Genomic DNA, 22,496 nt, shown 5'->3' on the forward strand with positions numbered 1-22,496 from the left:
TCTGGTGTCTAGCTCCAAGCGCCATCAGCTCGGGTCGCTTCGGCCCTGCTGTGGCGACGGAACCCTCCTCGCAGGTCCTCTAGCGCCCTTCGCCTAAGGACTTGCGCTTTGCGCTTTTCTTAAGTGATTTTCAATCTTATAAACCTTCCCTATTCATGAAAAGTTTCAATGTTTCATATGTATGAAAAGAGGGGAATGGAGGGAAAAGCGATGATGCATATTTCTGAATTTCAAATGAAGGATGTCATCAACGTGTCTGATGGAAAACGTTTAGGGAACGTTGATGATATTGATATAAATGTAACAAACGGTAAAATTCAAGCAATTATTATTGGGAATAGTGGAAAAATGTTGGGGTTTTTCGGAAAAGGAGAAGAAATCATCATTCCATGGCGAAACATTGTTAAAATTGGTGAGGACGTCATCCTTGTTCGGATTCAGCAGCAAGTAACGGAAACGATTGAACCAGAAAAATAAAAAGAAGTCTGTCGTTTAGTATGACATGTGGTAAAATAAAGAAAGGATATTTGTCGAAAAGGAAGGTATAAATGAAAACAGAACCTTTTTTCCGTCAAAATGAGTCGACGCTCATGATCAAGGAATGGGAATCGTTTGATGCTTCTCTAAAGGCTGGATTTTCAACACGAGTTGGTGGAACTTCGGTAAATGGCTATAACTCGTTAAATGTTGGGTTACATGTAAACGATATAGACTCGAACGTCATTAAAAACCGTGAAAAAATAGCGGAGATTCTTCGTATCCCTCTCAATCAGTGGGTTTTTAGTGATCAAGTTCACAAAGCGCAAATCCATCATGTGACAAAAAGTGATAAAGGGAAGGGCGCTTTCAACTATGAAAATGCGATTAAAGCAACAGATGGCCTGTATACGAGAGAGAAAGGGATCATGTTAGCATTATGTTACGCGGACTGTGTCCCAGTTTATTTTTATGCGCCATCTCATCAATTAATCGGGATTGTCCATGCTGGTTGGAAGGGAACTGTTGAAAACATTGTTGGTCAGATGATATCAACTTGGACGAAAAATGAAGGTGTGTCAACGAACGATATTTATATTGCGATTGGGCCTTCCATAGAAGAGTGCTGTTACATCGTCGATGATCGAGTGATTGAGGCGTTGACCACTTTGTTAGGGGATCAGGCTCGACATACATTTAAAGAAGTTTCAACAGGTCAATACCGTTTAAATTTAAAGTTAGCGAACCAAATCATTTGTGAGAAAAATGGGATTGACTCCAATCACATACTAGTTTCAAAAGATTGTACAAGTTGTAATGAAGAGCTTTTCTTCTCCCATAGACGTGATAAAGGGAGTACGGGAAGAATGATGAGTTTTATAGGTTTTGAGGAGGATGAGTCTTGACTGTTGCAGAAAATTTAGCAGTGATTCAAGATAAAATAAAAAAGGCATGTGAATTGGCAAATCGCCATGCAGAGGATATACGAATTATTGCGGTAACGAAATACGTCTCCATCGACCGAGCGAAAGAAGCGCTTGAAGCTGGAATCCATCATTTAGGTGAAAACCGAGATGAAGGCTTTTTAGCGAAATATAATGAGATTGGAAACAATGCAACGTGGCATTTTATTGGGACACTACAGTCTCGAAAAGTGAAGCAAATCATTGAGTACGTGGATTACATTCATTCGTTAGACCGGCTTTCTCTTGCAAAAGAGATTAATAAGCGAGCCAATCGTACAATAAAATGTTTTGTACAAGTTAAAACATCCGATGAAGAGTCTAAACATGGCTTGATGGAAGAAGAAGTGATTGAATTCGTCAAACAACTTGAGCCTTATACAAATATTGAAGTGGTTGGTTTAATGACGATGGCACCGTACACAAATGACGAAGACAAAATTCGCCGCTGTTTTCAAACGTTAAGGGAGTTAAAAGAGCGTGTACAAGCTTTACATCTCCCATATGCTCCATGTACAGAATTGTCAATGGGAATGTCAAATGATTTTCACATTGCAATTGAGGAAGGGGCAACGTTCGTTCGAGTTGGTTCATCCCTTGTCGGTGAATAAATTTGGAGGTGAATAGAAATGAGTATAAAAAATAAGTTCAAAAGTTACTTTGGATTTGATGAAGACGAGTACGAATACGTAGAAGAAGAAACCTATGAAGAACAGGTGGAAAGTCCATTTGGGAAAAGAAACTTTGCTCAAGAACCACAACAACCACAAGCAAAACAAAATGTTGTAAGTTTGCAAAGTGTTCAAAAATCGACTAAAGTAATATTGTGCGAGCCGAGAGCGTATTCTGAAGCACAGGAGATTGCGGATCACTTAAAAAGCAGAAGAGCTGTCGTTGTTAATCTTCAGCGAATTAACCGTGATCAAGCAAAACGGATCGTTGACTTTTTAAGTGGTACGGTTTATGCAATTGGTGGAGATATTCAACGAGTAGGTATGGATATCTTTTTATGCACGCCTGAAAATGTAGATGTCTCAGGTTCGATTTCAGATTTTGTAGCAGATGAAGAAAGGCAAAGGTGGTAAAAGAGAATGAACTTTGTAATCGGGATTTTAAGTCAACTTATTGGGCTCTATTCGTATGCCGTTATTATATACATATTGATGAGCTGGTTTCCAAACGCTCGAGAATCTGCTATTGGCCAATTTTTTGCAAGAATTTGTGAGCCTTATTTAGAGCCGTTCCGTCGTTTTATTCCTCCGTTAGGAATGATTGATATTTCACCAATCGTCGCTTTATTGACGTTAAACTTTGCTCAACGAGGCTTATTTGCATTAAATCAAATGTTATTTTAAAGAGGCTACAGCCTCTTTTTTTCTTGTATAAGCAGAAGAAAAATGAAAAAGAGGCTCTTCTTTTCATAAGGCTCTTTTCAAAAAGTTTGTTGTTTTAAAGTGTACAAATTACATTGTTCAGTATCGTTTTCATCCAATGTAATGGAGCGACTTGACTCGTGGGATGTGGAGGAAAAGACCCCACAGGCACATACCGATGAGGCTTGTAGAAAAATGGAGACGAACTAGACAGGTCTCCCCGCAAAAAGCAAGCGTCCTTTCAGCAATGATAAGGAGTCATAAAAATATGAGTGGAAAAACAACAAGCTATACGAACGCAGCCTTCTATAAAGAGTTTATGCCAATAAAAATGGAGTGTTTTAAAATGGAGAACATTTATCAACATTTCCGCGAAAGTGAACGACAATTCATTGACACAGTACTGAACTGGAAAGAGCAAGTAGAAACGCAATATAGTCCCAAATTAACCGCCTTTTTAGATCCTAGAGAGCAATGGATAACTCAAAGTATAATTGGAGAGCAAGGAGACATTCGAGTTTCCTTTTTCGGTGGACATGAGGACGTTGAGCGAAAACGTGCTCTTATTTATCCAGACTACTATATAGTTGAAAAAGAAGACTTTCACCTTGCTCTTTATGAAGTAGAATATCCAAAAAAATTCGTTACACTTGAACATCGGCACTTGCTAGGATCACTCCTGTCGTTAGGAATTAAAAGAGAAAAGTTTGGTGACATCTTATTAGTGGAAGATACTATACAAATCATAGTTGCAGATGAAATCGCATCATATGTTGAAATGAACTTTAAAGAAGTAGGTCGATTAAATATTTCCTTAAAACGAATCGGTGACAAAAATATTCAAGTGCCAAAAATCGACTTTGATGAGAAAGTGACGACCGCTTCCTCACTTCGATTAGATACAGTGTGTGCATCCATCTATAATTTGTCTAGACAAAAAGCAAAGCTACTTGTTCAAAATGGTCTTGTAAAGGTAAATTTCAAAGTTGTGGAAGAATCATCATTTGAAGTTGAAAAAGGGGATTTAATTTCCATTCGTGGGTATGGTAGGAGTAAAGTTCTTTCAATTGAAGGAAAAACGAAAAAAGAAAAGTGGAGGATTGTTGTCGGGAAACAAAAATAATTTTCCAATTTGGAAGGATTTTTGTTCAATATGTCGAATTATGATTTATAATTGGATTAGTAAAGAAGTCAATACATACGGAGGTGGCATTCGTGCCTTTAACGCCATTAGATATTCATAATAAGGAATTTACAAAAGGTTTCCGAGGTTATGATGAAGATGAAGTGAACGAGTTTCTTGATCAAGTAATTAAAGACTACGAAATGATTATTCGTGAGAAGAAAGAGCTAGAACTAAAAGTCCAGGAGTTAACGGAGAAGCTTGGACATTTTACTAATATAGAGGAAACACTAAACAAGTCGATTTTAGTTGCTCAAGAAGCGGCAGAAGATGTAAAAAGAGGCGCTCAAAAAGAAGCGAAGCTTATTATTAAGGAAGCGGAAAAAAATGCTGATCGGATTATTAATGAAGCGTTAGCCAAATCCCGTAAAATTGCTATGGATATTGAAGAAATGAAAAAACAATCGAAAGTATTCCGAACACGTTTCCAAATGTTAATTGAAGCCCAACTTGACTTACTAAAAAATGATGACTGGGACCACTTAATGGAATACAAAGTAGAACCAATTGTCGATGAAGAGTTTGAAGAGTCTAATTCATAACCAGGAATGCTTGAGAAAACTTGACATCTTATATTTTCTTCGCATAAAATAAGAAAACAGTAAAACCAAATGAATCATCTTGTAAACACGATGAGAGGGACAGTAATTCCTTAGATACCCTTTTCTAAGCGAGCTTAGGACGGTGAAAGCTAAGCAAAAGGTTAAGGAATGAAGATCACCCTTGAGTTCTTGGCTGAATAAAGTAAGCTAAGACGGGAAGTAAATCCCGTTATCAGAATGAAGTGGATAAACTACTTTCATGTCGGTTTATCTATAAGGGTGGTACCGCGAGCAAACCTTCTCGTCCCTTTTTGGGATGAGAAGGTTTTTTTATTTCAGAATTTAATCGAATTCTGAACGAATAAAATCTACCTGCGTTTTCTAATTTAGTGAAAATGGTTGGTGGAATTAACGATTGATTGAAAACAATTGTGGAGGAATGGAAATGGATTACAAAGATACGTTGTTAATGCCTAAAACAGAGTTTCCGATGCGTGGAAACTTACCGAAACGCGAACCTGATATGCAGGCGAAGTGGGAAGAAATGAACATTTATGAGAAAGTTCAAAAACGAACTGAAGGTCGACCGCTATTTATTTTGCATGACGGACCTCCTTATGCGAATGGTGACATTCATATGGGGCATGCATTAAACAAAATTTTAAAAGACTTCATCGTGCGATATAAATCGATGAGCGGGTATCATGCGCCATATGTTCCTGGTTGGGATACACACGGTTTACCAATTGAAACGGCGTTAACAAAAAATAAAAAAGTCAACCGTAAAGAAATGAGCGTAGCAGAGTTCCGAAAGCTATGTGAGCAATATGCGTGGGAGCAAGTGGATCGTCAGCGCGAACAATTTAAGCGTTTAGGTGTTCGTGGAGACTGGGATAATCCTTACGTCACATTAACTCCGGAATACGAAGCTCAGCAAATTAAAGTTTTCGGTGAAATGGCGAAAAAAGGATATATTTATAAAGGGTTAAAGCCTGTATACTGGTCTCCTTCCAGTGAATCTGCCTTAGCGGAAGCAGAAATTGAATATTATGATAAACGCTCTCCATCCATTTATGTTGCATTTGCTGTTAAAGATGGAAAAGGCGTTTTAGAACAAGATGAAAAGATTGTCATCTGGACGACAACTCCTTGGACCATTCCAGCAAACTTAGGTATTGCAGTTCATCCTGACTTAGATTACGTTGTTGTAAAAGTAGGGGATGAGAAGCTTTTAGTTGCTCATGATTTAGTTGAAACTGTTGCAAAAGAAATTGGTTGGGAAGAATTTGAGACCCTTCGAACAGTTAAAGGTCAACAACTAGAGCATATCGTTGCGAAACATCCATTATATGAGCGTGATTCAATCGTGATGCTTGGGGACCACGTTACGACAGACGCTGGTACAGGATGTGTACACACAGCTCCAGGTCACGGGGAAGATGACTTTATTATCGGACAAAAATATGGTTTAGATGTGCTTTGTCCAGTTGATGAAAAAGGATACATGACGAGTGAAGCACCTGGGTTTGAAGGATTGTTTTACGATGAAGCAAACAAGCCGATTACACAAAAATTAGAAGAGAACGGTGCTTTATTAAAGCTTTCGTTTATTACACACTCTTATCCACATGACTGGCGTACGAAAAAACCTACGATTTTCCGTGCAACAGCTCAATGGTTTGCTTCGATTAAAGATTTCCGAAATGAATTATTAAAGGCTGTTGAAGATACAAAGTGGGTTCCAGCATGGGGAGAAACACGTCTGTACAATATGGTTCGTGATCGTGGCGATTGGTGTATTTCTCGTCAGCGCGCTTGGGGAGTACCGATTCCGGTCTTTTATGGAGAAAATGGCGATCCGATTATTACGGATGAAACCATTGACCATGTATCTAACCTTTTCCGTGAGCACGGGTCAAACATTTGGTTTGAAAAAGAAGCGAAGGAATTATTACCTGAAGGATTTACGCATCCTTCAAGTCCGAATGGAAAGTTTACAAAAGAAACGGATATTATGGACGTTTGGTTTGACTCAGGTTCGTCTCATCAAGCCGTTTTAGTAGAACGTGATGACCTTAATCGTCCAGCTGACCTTTATTTAGAAGGATCTGACCAATATCGTGGATGGTTTAATTCTTCATTATCAACAGCTGTGGCGGTAACAGGAAAAGCTCCTTATAAAGGCGTATTATCCCATGGATTTGCCTTAGATGGAGAAGGCCGTAAAATGAGTAAGTCCCTTGGAAACGTAGTCGTTCCAGCGAAGGTAATGAACCAGTTAGGTGCAGATATTTTAAGACTTTGGGTTGCATCTGTAGATTATCAAGCAGACGTCCGAGTATCGGATGCTATTTTAAAACAGGTAGCTGAAGTGTACCGTAAAATTCGTAATACGTACCGTTTCTTACTTGGGAATTTATTCGATTTTGATCCGAAGAAAGATGCTGTAGCATTTGACCAACTACGTGAAGTTGATCAATACATGCTTGTAAAGTTAAATAAACTTATTGAAAAAGTGAAGAAATCATATGATGAATATGAATTTGCAGCAATTTATCACGCTGTACACAACTTCTGTACGATTGAATTAAGTTCTTTCTATTTAGATTTTGCGAAAGACGTTCTTTACATTGAAGCAGCTGATCATAAAGATCGTCGTGCTATTCAAACAGTGCTTTACGAGTCTTTACTAGCACTTGTAAAACTAATGACACCGATTTTACCGCATACAACTGAAGAAGTTTGGAGTCATATTTCTTCAGTTGAAGAAGAAAGTGTTCAATTAGTTGACATGCCAGAAGCTGTGCATTTTGAAAATGCTGAAGTATTAGAGCAAAAATGGGATGCATTCATGTCACTACGAGATGATGTTTTAAAAGCACTTGAAGTGGCACGAAATGAAAAAGTGATCGGAAAATCGCTGACAGCAAGTGTGACGTTATATGCGAATGAAAAAGCAAAAGAGCTACTTGAATCTGTAGAAGAAGACTTAAAACAGCTGTTTATCGTTTCTGAATTTGCAATGGGTGGCTCCTATACGGAAGCTCCTGAAAATGCCCAAACGTTTGATGCAGTGAAAATTGTCGTTAAACAAGCAGAAGGTAAAACATGTGAACGCTGTTGGGTTGTAACTCCTGAAGTTGGAGAAGATCAAGACCACGATACATTGTGTCCACGATGTGCGAAAATTGTTCGTGAACAATATGTTTCTTAATCACTTTCTAATAAGATAAATTGAGACAAAAAGGTGGTTAAAATCAGCTGGACTGGTTTTAACCGCCTTTTTTCATTTTACAGAAAGTTTAAGTTCAATAAAGTGTTAAAGTATTCTCTTTACAGTTTTTTTTGGTGTCTCGCGCCATCAACTCGGGTCGCTTCGGCCCTGCTTTGGCGACGGAAGCCTCCTCTCAGGTCCTCCAGCGCCCTTCGCCTAAGGACTTGCGCTTTGTGCTTTTCTTAATGCAGGATGTTTTCGGATACATTGATGCTTTTTAGTCATGAAATGATGAAATACTTGAAGCGAAAGACGCGACTTCAAAAAAAAGCACGAGCAGAAGACCCCGAGGGAGAGCTTGCAAGTTGAGAAAGGGCACTCTGCTTTAAGCGGACACGTCCTGTGCAAGTTCAGAAAGCGTCCAACTTTCGTAATTAACTGTATGACTAAAATCAACCTTTATTCTAAGTAATTCAAGTGAAAGCGATGAGACACCATATATGGAAACATTTAAATATGTGAACTTCGGCTAAATATGTTCTCTTCTGAGTGACGGTGTTTACAGTATATGACCTACAGGTTTTCGGTTTATGAACAACTTGCAGAAAAGAAGGAAAAACTTGATAGGCGTTAAGGAAGAAAATCCGTTTACACTATACTTACACCCAATTATAGAACCACAAAGGAGTTGTCTTTCGTGGCTCATTTAAACGACATTGAAAAAGAATTGCAATTAATGAAAGAAGAACTTCAATCTTGTTTAATGGATCATCACCAATTACAAGAAGAGATAAGGTTAATAATGAAAGAAGAATTATTGGATGTTGAACGTGCGTTATGGAAGCTTTCGACCGGACAATATGGAATTTGTGAGCAAACGTCTCAACTCATCCCGATACCATTACTTCACTTATACCCGACTGCTAGAACGGTTGATGATTTATCGCTTCAACGGTATTTTGTAAAGGGTGAGGTCCTTTCATAAGATGGAATTTAAAAACAGATAGTGAATTAAGGAAGTGAAACGGCCAGCTCTACAAGTTCAACAGTAGTAATAAAGTTTGTGTCATTGAAAAAATGTCATTGGAAAGGAGTGAAAATGCTCCCTTTCCGTAATTTTTTACTTATTCTTTACAGTGTAATTGGAATTGTGCTACTATTCAAAGGTAAACTTGGAATGGTAGGGTGAAAAATGTGGTCTATTATTTATTAGCATTTGTTGTTATTCTTTTAGATCAATGGACGAAGTGGTTAGTGGTTAAATACATGGAACTCGGAGAAAGTATTCCAATTGTGGAAGGTTTTTTCTATTTAACCTCTCATCGTAATCGAGGTGCTGCATGGGGAATATTACAAGGACAAATGTGGTTCTTTTACATCATAACGAGTGTTGTCATCGTTGGGATTATCTATTACATACAAAAATACGGAAAAAAAGAACGATTAATGGGTATTGCCCTCGGTTTTATGCTCGGTGGTGCGATCGGAAACTTTATCGACCGGTTATTCCGTAAGGAAGTTGTCGATTTTATCAATACTTTTATTTTTACATATGATTTTCCAATCTTTAATATTGCAGATAGTGCATTAACGATAGGTGTTATTTTATTATTTATTTACATGCTGTTTTTTGAAGGGAAACAGAAAAAGGAGTAGCATAATGGAACAAGTTACAATCATTGTACAACAGCAAGATGCAAACAACCGAATAGATAAAATGTTATCTTCATATGAAGAAGATTGGTCACGAACTCAAGTGCAACAATGGATTAAAGAAGGACTTGTACTTGTAAATGGGAAACAAGTCAAAGGAAATTATAAATGTCAAGAAAATGATGAAATTGTTGTTACGATAAAAGAAGCAGAGCCATTAGATATTTTACCTGAAGAGATAGATTTAAACATTTATTACGAAGATGAGGATGTTTTAGTAGTAAACAAGCCTCGTGGAATGGTTGTCCATCCAGCACCGGGCCATGCATCAGGGACGTTAGTGAATGGGTTAATGGCACATTGTACCGATTTATCAGGTATTAACGGTGTCATGAGACCAGGGATTGTTCATCGAATTGATAAAGATACATCCGGCTTATTGATGGTGGCTAAAAATGACAAGGCTCATGAATCGCTTGTAAATCAGTTAGTAGAAAAATCCGTAACGAGAAAATACTATGCGATTGTTCACGGTGTGATTCCACACGATATCGGTACGATTGATGCTCCAATTGGACGTGACCCGAAAGACCGTCAATCAATGACTGTTACAGAATCAAACAGTAAAGAAGCGGTAACCCATTTCCGCGTCCTTGAGCGTTTTAAAGATTACTCGTTTATTGAGTGTCAGTTAGAAACAGGCCGTACACATCAAATTCGTGTCCATATGAAATATATTGGGTTTCCTCTGGCAGGCGACCCTAAGTATGGACCGAAGAAGACCCTTCCGATTGACGGGCAAGCCCTTCATGCTGGAGTCCTTGGGTTTGTTCATCCACGAACGGGAGAATATATGGAATTTGAATCGCCAATTCCAGAAGAGATGGAAAAAATGCTTCAAATTTTAAAGAAAAGTCATTGACAGACGAAAAAGAGTATGAAATAATACGATTAAATTAAGAACCTTTAATACAGTCCCGTGAGGCTGAGAAGGAGCAATAATACGATCATAGTATACGCTATTCGTATGTCCTCTTAAGCCTCTGCTTAAGAGGATTTTTTATGCTCACGGATTTTAGCGAGGTGTTATAACGAAATGCAGAAAGCGATAGTACTTGATGATCAAGCTATCAGACGTTCGCTAACAAGAATATCCCATGAAATCATTGAACGAAACAAAGGAATTGATGATTGCATTTTAGTCGGGATTAAGACGAGAGGAATATACATTGCGAAACGACTAAGCGAACGAATTGAAAAATTTGAAGGCCAACAAATTCCAGTTGGAGAATTAGATATTACTCTTTACCGCGATGATTTAACGCAAAAAACAGAGGATAAAGAGCCTCTTGTAAAAGGTGCGAACATTCCGTTTGACATCACAAACAAAAAAATAATTTTAGTTGATGATGTTTTATATACAGGGAGAACGGTTCGTGCAGCAATGGATGCAATAATTGACAACGGAAGACCAGCACAAATCCAATTGGCGGTTTTAGTGGACCGAGGACATCGTGAGCTTCCTATTCGCGCTGATTATGTTGGAAAGAATATTCCAACTTCAAGCACTGAAAAAATTGTCGTAGAGCTAATGGAAGTAGATGATCAAGATCAAGTAACCATTCATACAAAAGAATAAGAAATGCCCTTTTAAAGGCAGTCCCGTGAGGCTGCAAAGGGGAGAAGGAAGTACTAGGATGGAATAAATATGTGTATCCATCTGTTTCACTGTACATCTATACCCTCTTTGCACCTGCAAAGAGGGTTTTTCTTTTATAAAGAATTCACATACATGAAGGGAGAATCATCCATGAAGCAAAACGTAATTTTAGATATCCATGATAAGCCGAAAGCATCAACTTGGTTTGCACTTAGTTTCCAACATTTATTCGCCATGTTTGGAGCGACAATACTAGTTCCATTTTTAGTAGGCATTGATCCAGCCGTAGCGCTCATATCAAGTGGTGTTGGGACGTTAGCATTTTTACTCATTACGAAAGGGCAAGTACCGGCCTACTTAGGATCTTCCTTCGCATTTATCGCACCTTTAATCGCCGCAAAAGAAGCAGCAGGTCCTGGAGGAGCGATGATTGGCTGCTTACTTGCTGGTTTGGTATACGGAGTTGTCGCGTTAATTATTAAGTCTGTAGGACACGGTTGGGTGATGAAGTATTTGCCGACAGTAGTTGTCGGGCCGATTGTCATCGTAATTGGTTTAAGCTTAGCAAATGTAGCTGTTTCAATGGCGATGAATAATCCAGAAGGTGAATACAGCACATTACATTTTTCAGTCGCTCTTGTCACGTTATTCATTACGATCTTAAGCTCGGTCTTTTTTAAAGGATTTCTCAACTTGATTCCTGTATTAATTGGAATTGCTGGTGGATATGTATACTCGATTGCTATAGGCATTGTTGATTTAGCAAAAGTGGCTGAGGCAAAATGGATTCAAATGCCAGAATTCATTATTCCATTTAAAGATTATGCACCATCATTCTCAATCGAGATTGCGTTACTAATGATTCCTGTTGCAATTGTGACACTTTCGGAACATATCGGACATCAAATGTTGTTAAGTGAAGTCATTAAACGTGACTTAATTGAAAAGCCAGGTTTATCACGATCAATTCTAGGAGACGGTGTGGCGACTATGATTGCTGCGTTATTAGGTGGACCGCCTAACACAACGTATGGTGAAAATATCGGAGTTTTGGCCATTACCCGCGTGTTCAGTATCTATGTCATTGCAGGTGCAGCAGTATTTGCCATCGGATTTGGGTTCATTGGAAAAATATCTGCACTGATATCATCAATCCCAACTCCAGTGATGGGGGGAGTTTCAATCCTACTTTTCGGGATTATCGCATCCTCAGGTTTACGTATGATGATTGATGATAAAGTGGATTTAAGTCAAAAGAGAAACTTAATCATTACATCTGTCATCTTAGTAATCGGAGTTGGAGGCGCCATTATTCATATCGGTGAAAGATTTGAATTACATGGTATGGCATTGGCAGCAATCGTTGGAGTAGTATTGAATATAGTTTTAAAAGAAGAAAAACATGAAAGTGAATCGAAAGATGTAGAAGTAAATAAAGATACAATCGCATCGTAAGGCACCTTTTAATCGGAGTCCCGTGAGGCTTCAAAGGGTGTATCCTTGATATGCACAATTATCGAGTGATTACACCCTAACCATGTCTTTTTATGGTTAGGGTTTTTTCATAAGTCTTTTCTCATTAAACATCGTTGAAAAACTAAACAGAAGGGTGGCGACTTAGCACGGAATTAATCAAAAGAAATACCTCTATTAATAAATATGTGAGGTTAGAGTAAGTGAGCGGATCCTCTAGTGAAAGCGTCCACGTACTGTGGAATCGTTCAGTTAAATCGAAATAAAATGTTGGCGGAGTTGGAAAGGAGAATTCATTTTGAGTCATATTGTTACGATGACTGATTTAACAGTTTCGGAAATTCAAATGCTACTTAAGGATGCAAGGGACTACAAGTGGAATAAAGGATGGTTACCTAATGAGACTACTTTTGTGGCAAATCTATTTTTTGAACCGAGTACAAGGACACGTTTTAGCTTCGAGGTAGCTGAAAAAAAGCTTGGGTTGCAAGTATTACATGTAGAAGAAAGTATGTCGAGTGTGCAAAAAGGAGAATCGTTATATGATACGGTTCGCACGCTGAAGGCAATTGGAGCGAATGCAGTCGTGATCCGACATCAGCAAGAACGGTATTTCGATCAATTACTTTCCATTGGATTGCCAATCATAAATGCTGGAGACGGATGTGGGCATCATCCAACACAAAGTCTACTTGATTTATTAACAATTTTTGAAGAGTTTCAAACGTTTCAAGGTTTAACAGTATCAATCATTGGTGATATTCGACATAGTCGTGTTGCCAGAAGTAATGCTGAATCATTAACCCGATTAGGCGCGACGGTTCTATTTAGTGGACCACCTTCCTTACAAGATGTCCAAAATCCACACGGTCGATATGTTGAAATTGAGGAAGCCATAGAAAAATCAGATGTTGTTATGCTTCTACGAATCCAACATGAAAGACATGAAGTGAAATCTGAAACATCGGAATATTTAAAAAAATATGGATTGACAATTGAACGGGAAAGAAAAATGAAAAGTCATGCGATTATCATGCACCCTGCACCGGTTAATCGTGGTGTTGAAATTGATTCAAGCTTAGTGGAATCAGAAAAGTCGAGAATCTTTAAACAGATGGAAAATGGTGTATATATTCGAATGGCCGTTTTAAAAAAAGCGCTTGCTGAAAGTTCGAAAGGAGGAGATTTAACATGTCCACCATCTTACGGAATGCGAAAATTATCGTAGATCATAATGAGACGAAAATAGTAGATATAAAAATTGACGAAGGAAGGATTGAAAAAATTTCTTCAAACATTGATGAACAGGCAGAGCGAATCATTGAATGCGATGGGAAGCTTGTCTCTTCTGGTTTCATTGACCTCCATGTACATTTACGTGAACCAGGTGGAGAACGAAAAGAAACTATCGCGACAGGTACAATGGCGGCTGCTAAAGGAGGATTTACGACGATAGCAGCAATGCCAAACACAAGACCTGTCCCAGATTCTATCAACCATTTACAAAATGTGATGAAACGAATTGAGGAAACAGCCCATGTACGAGTATTGCCGTATGCGTCAATTACAAAAAGGCAGGTTGGTGAAGAGTTGACAGATTTTCAATCGTTAAAAAAACTTGGAGCCTTTGCCTTCACAGATGATGGGGTAGGTGTTCAATCAGCCGGGCTGATGTATGAAGCGATGAAAAATGCGGCGAAAGGCGGTTTTTCCATAGTAGCTCATTGTGAAGATAATTCATTAATTTATGGTGGGTGCGTTCATGATGGGATTTTTGCAAAGGAAAATGGTTTGCGCGGCATTCCTTCCGTTTGTGAAAGTGTACATATTGCAAGAGATGTACTTCTCGCTGAAGCAACAGGTTGTCATTATCATGTCTGTCATATAAGCACGAAGGAATCGGTTCGAGTCGTTCGTGATGCGAAAAAAGCGGGGATCCGTGTAACGTGTGAAGTCACCCCTCATCACTTGCTGCTTTGTGAAGAAGACATAGAAGGAAAGAATCCCAACTTTAAAATGAACCCGCCTTTACGTAGCAAGGAGGATCAAGAAGCATTATTGGAAGGATTGCTTGATGGGACCATTGACTTCATTGCTACCGATCATGCACCGCATACAAAGGAAGAAAAAGAAGAGGGAATTGAATTGGCGCCATTTGGAATTGTCGGATTGGAAACGGCATTTCCCCTGCTTTATACCCATTTTGTAAAGAAAAACATCTTTACGTTAAAGCAGTTACTCGATTGGTTAACGATTAAACCAGCAAATGCATTCGGTTTAAGCTATGGAACTTTAAAGGAAGGTGAATTGGCTGATTTAACAATACTGGATTTAGAACAGCAACAAGTCATTGACCCAGAAAAATTCGTATCAAAAGGAAGAAATACACCTTTTGCAGGTTGGAAGTGTGCTGGATGGCCTGTATTAACAATGGTGAATGGTGAAATCGTATGGGAAAAGGAAGTGACGAGTTAAGATGAAACGAATGTTAGTGTTAGAAAATGGAGAGTTTTTCGTTGGATGTGGTTTTGGAAGCGAACGAGATATTGTCGGTGAAGTTGTTTTCACAACTGGTATGACGGGCTATCAAGAGACATTGTCCGATCCGTCGTATTGTGGTCAAATTGTGACGTTTACATATCCGTTAGTTGGAAATTATGGCATCAACCGAGATGATTTTGAATCCATTCTTCCTTCTGTTAACGGAGTTGTTGTCCGAGAAGTTTGTGATTGTCCATCAAACTTTCGTAAAGAAATGTCATTCCATGAATTTTTAAAAATAAAAAACATTCCAGGGATTAGCGGAATTGACACACGTAAATTAACGAAAATCATTCGTCAATACGGTACGTTGAAAGGCCTCATCTGCTCAACTAAAGAAGAACCGAGTAAAATGGTAGAACTTCTAAAAACTACTTCGTTGCGAAGAGATCAAGTGGCATTAGTATCTACTAAAACACCTTACCCTTCCCCAGGACGTGGACATCGAGTCGTTCTCGTAGATTTTGGCATGAAGCACGGAATTTTACGAGAGTTAAACAAACGTGATTGTGACGTCGTTGTCGTCCCCTATCATACTACAGCTAAAGAAATCATGCTTTTAAATCCAGATGGCGTCATGCTCTCGAATGGGCCTGGTGACCCGAAAGATGTTCCAGAAGCGATTGAAATGGTTCAAAGCTTGTTAGGGAAAGTTCCGATATTCGGGATTTGTCTTGGACACCAATTATTTGCGCTAGCTTGTGGGGCTGAAACCGAAAAACTTAAGTTTGGTCATCGTGGCTCCAACCATCCCGTTAAAGACTTATCGAGTGACAAAGTTTATTTAACTTCACAAAATCATAGTTACACCGTTACACATGATTCAATTGAACATACAGATTTAACCGTTACTCATGTCGCCTTAAATGATGGAACAATTGAAGGATTGAGGCATAACAACTACCCAGCATTTACTGTTCAATACCATCCAGAAGCTTCACCTGGTCCTGAAGATGCGAATGAATTATTCGATCAGTTTTTAACACTTATGGATGAAACGAAAAAGAAAAGAGGGGATTTCGCATGCCAAAACGTGTAGATATAAAAAAAATATTAGTAGTAGGTTCTGGACCAATAATCATTGGTCAAGCTGCAGAATTTGATTACTCTGGTACGCAAGCTTGTATGGCTTTAAAAGAAGAAGGATACGAAGTTATTTTAGTAAATTCAAACCCTGCGACAATTATGACTGATGCCGAAATTGCCGATAAAGTGTATATCGAACCTCTTACAGTTGACTTTTTAGCCAATATTATTCGAAAAGAAAGACCCGATGCGATCTTGCCAACGCTTGGTGGTCAAACGGGGTTAAATTTAGCTATAGAACTATTTGAAAAAGGAATTTTAGCGGAGTGTGGCGTTGAAATTTTAGGAACCAACTTAGCGGCGATTCAAAAAGCTGAGGACCGAGAGCAATTCCGCAAGTTAATGAATGAACTTAATGAACCTGTCCCAGAAAGTGAAATCATTCATGAGTTAGAAGAAGCAAAACGATTTGTCCAACTGGTAGGGTATCCGGTTATTGTCCGTCCAGCTTATACCCTTGGAGGAACAGGCGGGGGAATTTGTCACAATGATGAGGAATTAACAGAAATCGTGACCAATGGATTGAAGTTGAGTCCTGTACGCCAATGTTTGCTCGAAAAAAGTATTGCGGGATTCAAAGAGATTGAATATGAGGTAATGCGAGATTCCAAGGATCATGCCATTGTTGTTTGTAACATGGAAAATATTGATCCAGTCGGAGTACACACGGGAGATTCGATTGTCGTAGCTCCAAGCCAAACGCTTTCGGATCGAGAATATCATATGCTTCGTAACGTTTCATTAAAAATCATACGATCACTAAAAATTGAAGGCGGATGTAATGTTCAGCTTGCTTTAGATCCACATAGTTTTCAATACTATGTAATCGAAGTAAATCCGCGGGTTAGTCGCTCTTCTGCTCTCGCGTCAAAAGCAACCGGTTACCCAATTGCGAAGTTAGCAGCCAAAATAGCTGTAGGATTAACGCTCGATGAAATGAAAAACCCTGTAACTGGAAAAACATATGCTTGTTTTGAACCGGCACTCGACTATGTAGTGACGAAAATCCCTCGTTGGCCATTTGATAAATTTGAATCAGCGAATCGTCACCTTGGAACTCAAATGAAAGCAACAGGGGAAGTAATGGCTATAGGAAGAACATTCGAAGAATCGTTATTAAAAGCAGTGCGCTCATTAGAAGCAGGGGTATATCACCTAACATTAAAAGATGCATCCAAGTTTGAAATGGATACAATTGAGAAACGGATTAGAAGAGCTGGAGATGAACGCCTCTTTTACATCGGAGAAGCATTGAGAAGAGGAATCTCAATTGAAACCATTCATGAGTGGAGTCAAATTGATTTGTTTTTCTTAAGAAAAATGGCAAACATTATATCCTTCGAGCATCAGGTAAAGGAGCATCCATTTCATATTGAAATTCTCGAGCGTGCAAAACGACTTGGATTTAGTGATCATTTTATTGCATCTGTATGGAATTGTTCAGAAAAAGAGGTTTATGAATTAAGAAATCAACATCAAATCGTTCCTGTATATAAAATGGTTGATACATGTGCAGCAGAATTTGAATCGGAAACACCATATTTTTATGGAACGTACGAAGATGAAAATGAATCGGTCGTTACCGATAAGCAAAGCATAGTCGTTTTAGGGTCAGGTCCGATTCGTATCGGGCAAGGGATAGAATTTGATTACGCAACGGTCCACTCAGTCTTTGCCATTCGTGAGGCTGGATACGAAGCGATTATCATAAACAATAACCCTGAAACCGTATCTACGGACTTTAGCATCTCTGACAAACTATACTTCGAGCCGCTTACGATAGAGGATGTCATGCATGTTATTGATCTCGAAAAGCCAAAAGGAGTTATCGTGCAATTCGGGGGACAAACAGCAATCAACTTAGCGGCTGAATTAGCTGAAAGAGGTGTAACGATATTAGGAACAAGGTTGGAAGATTTAGACCGTGCGGAAAACCGAGATAAATTCGAACAAACGTTACAAACGCTAAATATTCCTCAACCGACTGGAAAAACAGCTACATCTGTGGAAGAAGCGGTTCACATTGCAGCTGAAATTGGGTACCCGGTACTAGTGAGACCTTCTTATGTCCTCGGCGGTCGTGCAATGGAAATCGTATATCGAAAAGAAGAACTCCTTCATTATATGGAGAACGCTGTAAAAGTTAATCCAGATCACCCTGTATTAATCGACCAGTATGTAACAGGAATTGAGATTGAAGTGGATGCAATTTCTGACGGAGAGAATGTAGTGATTCCTGGGATAATGGAGCATATTGAGCGAGCCGGTGTTCATTCGGGTGACTCTATTGCTGTTTACCCGCCACAAACATTGTCAGAAGAACTTAAGCAAACGCTCGTAGATTATACGATTAAGCTAGCACGAGGACTCAACATTATCGGTCTATTAAACATTCAATTTGTCGTATCAAACAACCAACCCTATGTATTGGAGGTAAATCCACGTTCGAGTCGAACGGTACCATTTTTAAGTAAAATCACGCAAATTCCGATGGCTAATTTAGCGACGAAGGTTATATTAGGACACTCACTTTCTTCATTCGGTTACAAGACAGGCTTAGCGGAACAACCTCAAGATGTATTTGTCAAAGTTCCGGTGTTTTCCTTTGCGAAGCTACGCCGAGTTGATATTACTTTAGGACCTGAGATGAAATCAACAGGCGAGGTAATGGGAAAAGAAAAAACACTTGAAAAAGCATTATATAAAGGACTTGTAGCCGCTGGAATGAAAATCGAACAACATGGATCAGTTCTACTTACCGTTGCGGATAAAGATAAAATCGAAGCGTTAAACTTAGCGAGCCGCTTCCACCATATTGGGTATGAAGTACTTGCGACGGAAGGAACATCTGCGTTTTTAAATGAACATGGAATCCCTTCGAAAGTTGTCAAAAAAATTGGGGCAAACGGCCATACCATTTTAGATGTCATTCGAAATGGAGAAGCACAATTTGTTATAAACACGCTTACGAAAGGAAAGCAGCCAGCTAGAGATGGATTTAGAATTCGACGTGAAGCGGTAGAAAATGGTGTTCCATGTCTCACTTCACTCGATACAGCTAAAGCAATCTTGCGCGTTTTAGAGGCAATGGCTCTGACAACTGAAGCCATGCCTAAAGGAATGAAGAAAAAGATTGAGGAGCCGATAGGATGAGAAAAGAGAAAATGATTGTCCTTCATCATGAACAAATTGCGCACAACATTTATGAAATAATTTTAACTGGCAGCATTGTTGAAGATATTTCAGCTCCGGGACAATTTGTTCATGTGAAAATTGATGATCAAAGCGATTTACTTTTACGAAGACCTATAAGTATTGCAGAATTCAACCGGAAAGAAAGCTGGTTAAAGTTAATTTACCGAGCAGAAGGTGCTGGAACAAAAAGAATGGCACAAATACAAAAAGGAAGCAAGGTAGATATTCTTGGTCCACTTGGAAATGGTTTTCCCATTTATGAACTAAATGAGGACAATCGTGCATTAATTGTTGGAGGAGGAATTGGAGTTCCTCCTTTATATGAACTCTCGAAACAACTTGTTCAAAAAGGTGTGATTGTCCAGCATGTCCTAGGGTTTCATACGGAAGAAGTTATATTTTATGATGAAAAATTTGAATTTTTAGGGGATACATGGATCACAACTGTTGATGGCTCTAAGGGATATAAGGGATTTGTAACAGATGTTTTAAAGGAGAAGGAGCTATCGTTTGACGTTTTATTTTCTTGTGGTCCTTCACCAATGTTAAAGGCTATTGAATCCATGTATCCAAATCAACATGTATATATTTCATTAGAAGAACGAATGGGATGTGGAATTGGTGCTTGTTTTGCTTGTGTATGCCCTGTAAAAAACGATGCTTCTAAACAAGGATACAAAAAAATTTGCACGGATGGACCTGTATTTAAAAGCGGAGAGGTGGTGTATGGATGTTAACGACTCATTTGCCGGGATTGTCTTTGAAAAATCCGATTATGCCTGCATCAGGATGCTTTGGCTTCGGTAGAGAATATAGTAAGCTATATGATTTATCCATTCTTGGTGCCATTATGATCAAAGCGACGACGTTAGAACCGAGATTTGGAAACGATACGCCACGTGTAGCCGAAACCTCATCAGGGATGTTGAACGCCATTGGGCTTCAAAATCCTGGATTAGAAAAGGTGATGACAGAAGAATTACCTTTTCTTCAACAGTATAACGTACCAATCATAGCCAATGTGGCTGGTACGACTATTGAAGAGTATGTGGCAGTTGCTGAACGAATTGGTGAAGCACAAAATGTGAAAGCCATTGAATTAAATATATCCTGCCCGAATGTAAAAAAAGGTGGGATTACGTTTGGGACGGACGCAACGATTGCAGCGCAACTAACTAGAGAAGTAAAAGCAAAGGCGAAAGTCCCAGTATATGTCAAGTTATCGCCGAATGTATCTAATATTGTTGACATTGCAAAAGCTGTCGAAGACCAAGGAGCAGATGGTTTAACACTAATTAACACATTGCTCGGAATGAGAATTGATTTGCGCTCCCAAAAACCGATTTTGGCGAATAAAACGGGTGGATTATCTGGTCCAGCAGTAAAACCAGTTGCCATTCGGATGGTGTATGAAGTGAGTCAAGTTGTGAACATCCCAATTATTGGAATGGGAGGCGTGATGACAGCGGATGATGTGTTGGAATTTTTATATGCAGGTGCCTCAGCGGTAGCTGTTGGGACGGCGAACTTTGTTAATCCGTTTATATGCAAAGAAATCATTGAACAGCTCCCAGAAAAATTAAAAGAATATGGGCATGATTCTGTATCGGAATGTATCGGAAGGAGTTGGAAAAATGAGACCACTCATCATCGCGCTTGATTTCGAAACGAAACAAAAAGTAGATTCGTTCCTTGATCATTTTCATGAGTCTCTCTATGTGAAGGTAGGGATGGAGCTCTATTATCAAGAGGGACCGAAAATCATCGATTATTTAAAAGAAAAAGGGCATCAAATTTTTTTAGATTTGAAGCTTCATGATATCCCGAATACGGTTAAGCAGGCGATGAAAAGAGTGGCGAACCTTGAAGTGGATATGGTGAATGTTCATGCACTAGGTGGTAGTCGCATGATGGAGGCAGCTCTCGAAGGATTGGAATCTGGAGCATCTCGTCAACAGCGTCCAACGATTATAGCAGTAACACAGCTGACAAGCTCAGATGAACAGATGGTGCAAAAGGAACAAATGATATCATTGTCACTCGAAAATTCTGTTCGGAATTTAGCACGACTAGCTAAGCAATCAGGACTTGATGGAGTTGTTTGCTCTGCACACGAAGTGGGGATCATAACAGACGTATGTGGAGAGTCGTTTCAGACCATTACCCCGGGCATTCGCCTTGCAGATGATCAAAATGGGGATCAAGTACGAGTTGCCACTCCTCAGCTTGCGAGAAAGCTAGGCGCAACAGGTATTGTCGTCGGTCGTTCCATAACGAGAGCTAAGGATCCGTATCGTGCATATCAACAAGTAAAAAGTGAGTGGGAGGGAGTTTACGAATGAATAAACAACTAGCAAAACAATTACTGGCCATTGGTGCAGTTCAGCTCAATCCAGATGAACCATTTACATGGGCAAGTGGAATTAAATCCCCCATCTATTGTGATAACCGAATGACTTTATCATTTCCTTCTATTCGAGAAATGATATATAAAGGTCTTTCTGAACTAATTAAAGATCGATTCGTTGATGTTAACATGATTGCCGGATGCGCAACGGCAGGTATACCTCATGCAGCACTCGTGAGTGACGTACTTGGATTACCGATGTGTTATGTTCGAAGCTCGCCAAAAGGACACGGGAAAGGAAACCAAATTGAAGGAAAAGTTGAAAAAGGTCAAAAAGTGGTAGTAATTGAGGATTTAATTTCGACAGGTCAGAGTGCATTAAAAGTTGTTGATGCTTTGCAAAAGGCAGGGTGTGAAGTGGTTGGAGTCGCAGCAATTTTTACATATCAATTACCAATTGCTGATGATCATTTTGAAGATAAAGAGATTCCCGTTTATACGCTATGTCATTACGAAACATTAATGGATGTAGCAGTGGAGGAGGGTTACATTTCGCAAGAGCAAATGACTAAGCTCGCAAAATGGCGGGAGAATCACGAAACTGTAGATTGGATGAAGGTGTAATAGGATTGAAAGGGAATCCGTTCAAATAGTAAGTAACTAAAGGGATTCCCTTTTTCATTTAATTTTTAAGATAGAAAGAATGAAAATAATGAAAAATCAAAAATATAATTCCGATAAAAAAACTCGGGTTGACTTTCAAGAATTTTATGATAAAATTTGAAATTAA

General features: G+C 39.0%; 21 protein-coding genes and 1 other annotated feature. All 21 genes read left to right on the plus strand.

The window, feature by feature from the left end; genetic code table 11:
- The first annotated feature begins 210 nt into the window (after nt 1-210).
- Nucleotides 211-477: a YlmC/YmxH family sporulation protein gene (locus ML543_RS08090; protein ID WP_243386748.1), complete on the plus strand. Its 267-nt coding sequence runs from the start codon at nt 211-213 to the stop codon at nt 475-477.
- A gap of 71 nt (nt 478-548) precedes the next feature.
- Nucleotides 549-1,382, plus strand: a complete 834-nt coding sequence (gene pgeF / locus ML543_RS08095) for a peptidoglycan editing factor PgeF (protein WP_243386750.1) — start codon at nt 549-551, stop codon at nt 1,380-1,382.
- Nucleotides 1,379-2,050, plus strand: a complete 672-nt coding sequence (locus ML543_RS08100) for a YggS family pyridoxal phosphate-dependent enzyme (protein WP_243386751.1) — start codon at nt 1,379-1,381, stop codon at nt 2,048-2,050. The genes pgeF and ML543_RS08100 overlap by 4 nt, the downstream gene beginning before the upstream one ends.
- Before the next feature lie 18 nt (nt 2,051-2,068).
- Nucleotides 2,069-2,524, plus strand: coding sequence for a cell division protein SepF (locus tag ML543_RS08105; RefSeq protein WP_243386753.1), 456 nt, complete (start codon nt 2,069-2,071; stop codon nt 2,522-2,524).
- 6 nt (nt 2,525-2,530) lie between these two features.
- Complete coding sequence (locus ML543_RS08110) at nt 2,531-2,794, plus strand: YggT family protein (protein WP_243386754.1); 264 nt, start codon at nt 2,531-2,533, stop codon at nt 2,792-2,794.
- Nucleotides 2,795-3,158: 364 nt separating this feature from the next.
- Nucleotides 3,159-3,935, plus strand: coding sequence for a YlmH family RNA-binding protein (locus ML543_RS08115; protein WP_243387005.1), 777 nt, complete (start codon nt 3,159-3,161; stop codon nt 3,933-3,935).
- A gap of 92 nt (nt 3,936-4,027) precedes the next feature.
- Nucleotides 4,028-4,537, plus strand: coding sequence for a DivIVA domain-containing protein (locus ML543_RS08120; protein WP_243386755.1), 510 nt, complete (start codon nt 4,028-4,030; stop codon nt 4,535-4,537).
- Nucleotides 4,538-4,618: 81 nt separating this feature from the next.
- Nucleotides 4,619-4,849 (plus strand) — a binding site (T-box leader).
- Nucleotides 4,850-4,982: 133 nt separating this feature from the next.
- Nucleotides 4,983-7,751, plus strand: coding sequence for an isoleucine--tRNA ligase (gene ileS / locus ML543_RS08125; RefSeq protein ID WP_243386756.1), 2,769 nt, complete (start codon nt 4,983-4,985; stop codon nt 7,749-7,751).
- Between the two features lie 697 nt (nt 7,752-8,448).
- On the plus strand, nt 8,449-8,736 hold the full coding sequence (locus ML543_RS08130) for a TraR/DksA C4-type zinc finger protein (protein ID WP_243386757.1): 288 nt from the start codon (nt 8,449-8,451) through the stop codon (nt 8,734-8,736).
- Nucleotides 8,737-8,945: 209 nt separating this feature from the next.
- Complete coding sequence (gene lspA / locus ML543_RS08135) at nt 8,946-9,407, plus strand: signal peptidase II (protein WP_243387006.1); 462 nt, start codon at nt 8,946-8,948, stop codon at nt 9,405-9,407.
- A 4-nt stretch (nt 9,408-9,411) separates the two neighbouring features.
- Nucleotides 9,412-10,326 carry an RluA family pseudouridine synthase gene (locus ML543_RS08140; RefSeq protein WP_243386758.1) on the plus strand — a complete coding sequence of 305 codons (915 nt, stop codon included), beginning with the start codon at nt 9,412-9,414 and terminating at the stop codon, nt 10,324-10,326.
- Nucleotides 10,327-10,500: 174 nt separating this feature from the next.
- A complete protein-coding gene (gene pyrR / locus ML543_RS08145; RefSeq protein ID WP_243386759.1) occupies nt 10,501-11,043 on the plus strand; it encodes a bifunctional pyr operon transcriptional regulator/uracil phosphoribosyltransferase PyrR in 543 nt (180 codons plus the stop codon).
- A gap of 171 nt (nt 11,044-11,214) precedes the next feature.
- A complete protein-coding gene (locus ML543_RS08150) occupies nt 11,215-12,519 on the plus strand; it encodes a solute carrier family 23 protein (RefSeq protein WP_243386760.1) in 1,305 nt (434 codons plus the stop codon).
- Nucleotides 12,520-12,835: 316 nt separating this feature from the next.
- Nucleotides 12,836-13,765 (plus strand): aspartate carbamoyltransferase catalytic subunit, encoded by a 930-nt coding sequence (locus ML543_RS08155; protein ID WP_243386762.1) that lies wholly within the window; start codon nt 12,836-12,838, stop codon nt 13,763-13,765.
- Nucleotides 13,729-15,012 (plus strand): dihydroorotase, encoded by a 1,284-nt coding sequence (locus tag ML543_RS08160; protein WP_243386764.1) that lies wholly within the window; start codon nt 13,729-13,731, stop codon nt 15,010-15,012. The genes ML543_RS08155 and ML543_RS08160 overlap by 37 nt, the downstream gene beginning before the upstream one ends.
- 1 nt (nt 15,013) lies before the next feature.
- Complete coding sequence (locus ML543_RS08165) at nt 15,014-16,117, plus strand: carbamoyl phosphate synthase small subunit (protein ID WP_243386766.1); 1,104 nt, start codon at nt 15,014-15,016, stop codon at nt 16,115-16,117.
- The gene (carB, locus tag ML543_RS08170; RefSeq protein ID WP_243386768.1) at nt 16,102-19,317 is read left to right on the plus strand and encodes a carbamoyl-phosphate synthase large subunit; all 3,216 of its coding nucleotides are present in this window, start codon (nt 16,102-16,104) and stop codon (nt 19,315-19,317) included. Before ML543_RS08165 ends, carB begins: the two co-directional genes overlap by 16 nt.
- A complete protein-coding gene (locus ML543_RS08175) occupies nt 19,314-20,096 on the plus strand; it encodes a dihydroorotate dehydrogenase electron transfer subunit (RefSeq protein WP_243386770.1) in 783 nt (260 codons plus the stop codon). The genes carB and ML543_RS08175 overlap by 4 nt, the downstream gene beginning before the upstream one ends.
- A complete protein-coding gene (locus ML543_RS08180; RefSeq protein WP_243386771.1) occupies nt 20,090-21,019 on the plus strand; it encodes a dihydroorotate dehydrogenase in 930 nt (309 codons plus the stop codon). The genes ML543_RS08175 and ML543_RS08180 overlap by 7 nt, the downstream gene beginning before the upstream one ends.
- Nucleotides 20,994-21,701, plus strand: a complete 708-nt coding sequence (gene pyrF, locus ML543_RS08185; RefSeq protein ID WP_243386772.1) for an orotidine-5'-phosphate decarboxylase — start codon at nt 20,994-20,996, stop codon at nt 21,699-21,701. Before ML543_RS08180 ends, pyrF begins: the two co-directional genes overlap by 26 nt.
- A complete protein-coding gene (gene pyrE, locus ML543_RS08190; protein WP_243386773.1) occupies nt 21,698-22,330 on the plus strand; it encodes an orotate phosphoribosyltransferase in 633 nt (210 codons plus the stop codon). Before pyrF ends, pyrE begins: the two co-directional genes overlap by 4 nt.
- Nucleotides 22,331-22,496: the final 166 nt, after the last annotated feature.

It is taken from the genome of Bacillus kexueae, assembly GCF_022809095.1.
Taxonomy (GTDB): Bacteria; Bacillota; Bacilli; order Bacillales; family Aeribacillaceae; genus Bacillus_BZ; species Bacillus_BZ kexueae.

Coding starts and splice junctions, on each gene's coding strand:
- carB (WP_243386768.1), top strand. CDS start 16,102: ATGCCAAAACGTGTAGATATAAAAAAAATATTAGTAGTAGGTTCTGGA.
- ML543_RS08150 (WP_243386760.1), top strand. CDS start 11,215: ATGAAGCAAAACGTAATTTTAGATATCCATGATAAGCCGAAAGCATCA.
- pgeF (WP_243386750.1), top strand. CDS start 549: ATGAAAACAGAACCTTTTTTCCGTCAAAATGAGTCGACGCTCATGATC.
- ML543_RS08090 (WP_243386748.1), top strand. CDS start 211: ATGATGCATATTTCTGAATTTCAAATGAAGGATGTCATCAACGTGTCT.
- ML543_RS08140 (WP_243386758.1), top strand. CDS start 9,412: ATGGAACAAGTTACAATCATTGTACAACAGCAAGATGCAAACAACCGA.
- ML543_RS08165 (WP_243386766.1), top strand. CDS start 15,014: ATGAAACGAATGTTAGTGTTAGAAAATGGAGAGTTTTTCGTTGGATGT.
- ML543_RS08175 (WP_243386770.1), top strand. CDS start 19,314: ATGAGAAAAGAGAAAATGATTGTCCTTCATCATGAACAAATTGCGCAC.
- pyrE (WP_243386773.1), top strand. CDS start 21,698: ATGAATAAACAACTAGCAAAACAATTACTGGCCATTGGTGCAGTTCAG.
- ML543_RS08180 (WP_243386771.1), top strand. CDS start 20,090: ATGTTAACGACTCATTTGCCGGGATTGTCTTTGAAAAATCCGATTATG.
- ML543_RS08115 (WP_243387005.1), top strand. CDS start 3,159: ATGGAGAACATTTATCAACATTTCCGCGAAAGTGAACGACAATTCATT.
- pyrF (WP_243386772.1), top strand. CDS start 20,994: ATGAGACCACTCATCATCGCGCTTGATTTCGAAACGAAACAAAAAGTA.
- ML543_RS08160 (WP_243386764.1), top strand. CDS start 13,729: ATGTCCACCATCTTACGGAATGCGAAAATTATCGTAGATCATAATGAG.
- ML543_RS08110 (WP_243386754.1), top strand. CDS start 2,531: ATGAACTTTGTAATCGGGATTTTAAGTCAACTTATTGGGCTCTATTCG.
- ML543_RS08105 (WP_243386753.1), top strand. CDS start 2,069: ATGAGTATAAAAAATAAGTTCAAAAGTTACTTTGGATTTGATGAAGAC.
- pyrR (WP_243386759.1), top strand. CDS start 10,501: ATGCAGAAAGCGATAGTACTTGATGATCAAGCTATCAGACGTTCGCTA.
- ileS (WP_243386756.1), top strand. CDS start 4,983: ATGGATTACAAAGATACGTTGTTAATGCCTAAAACAGAGTTTCCGATG.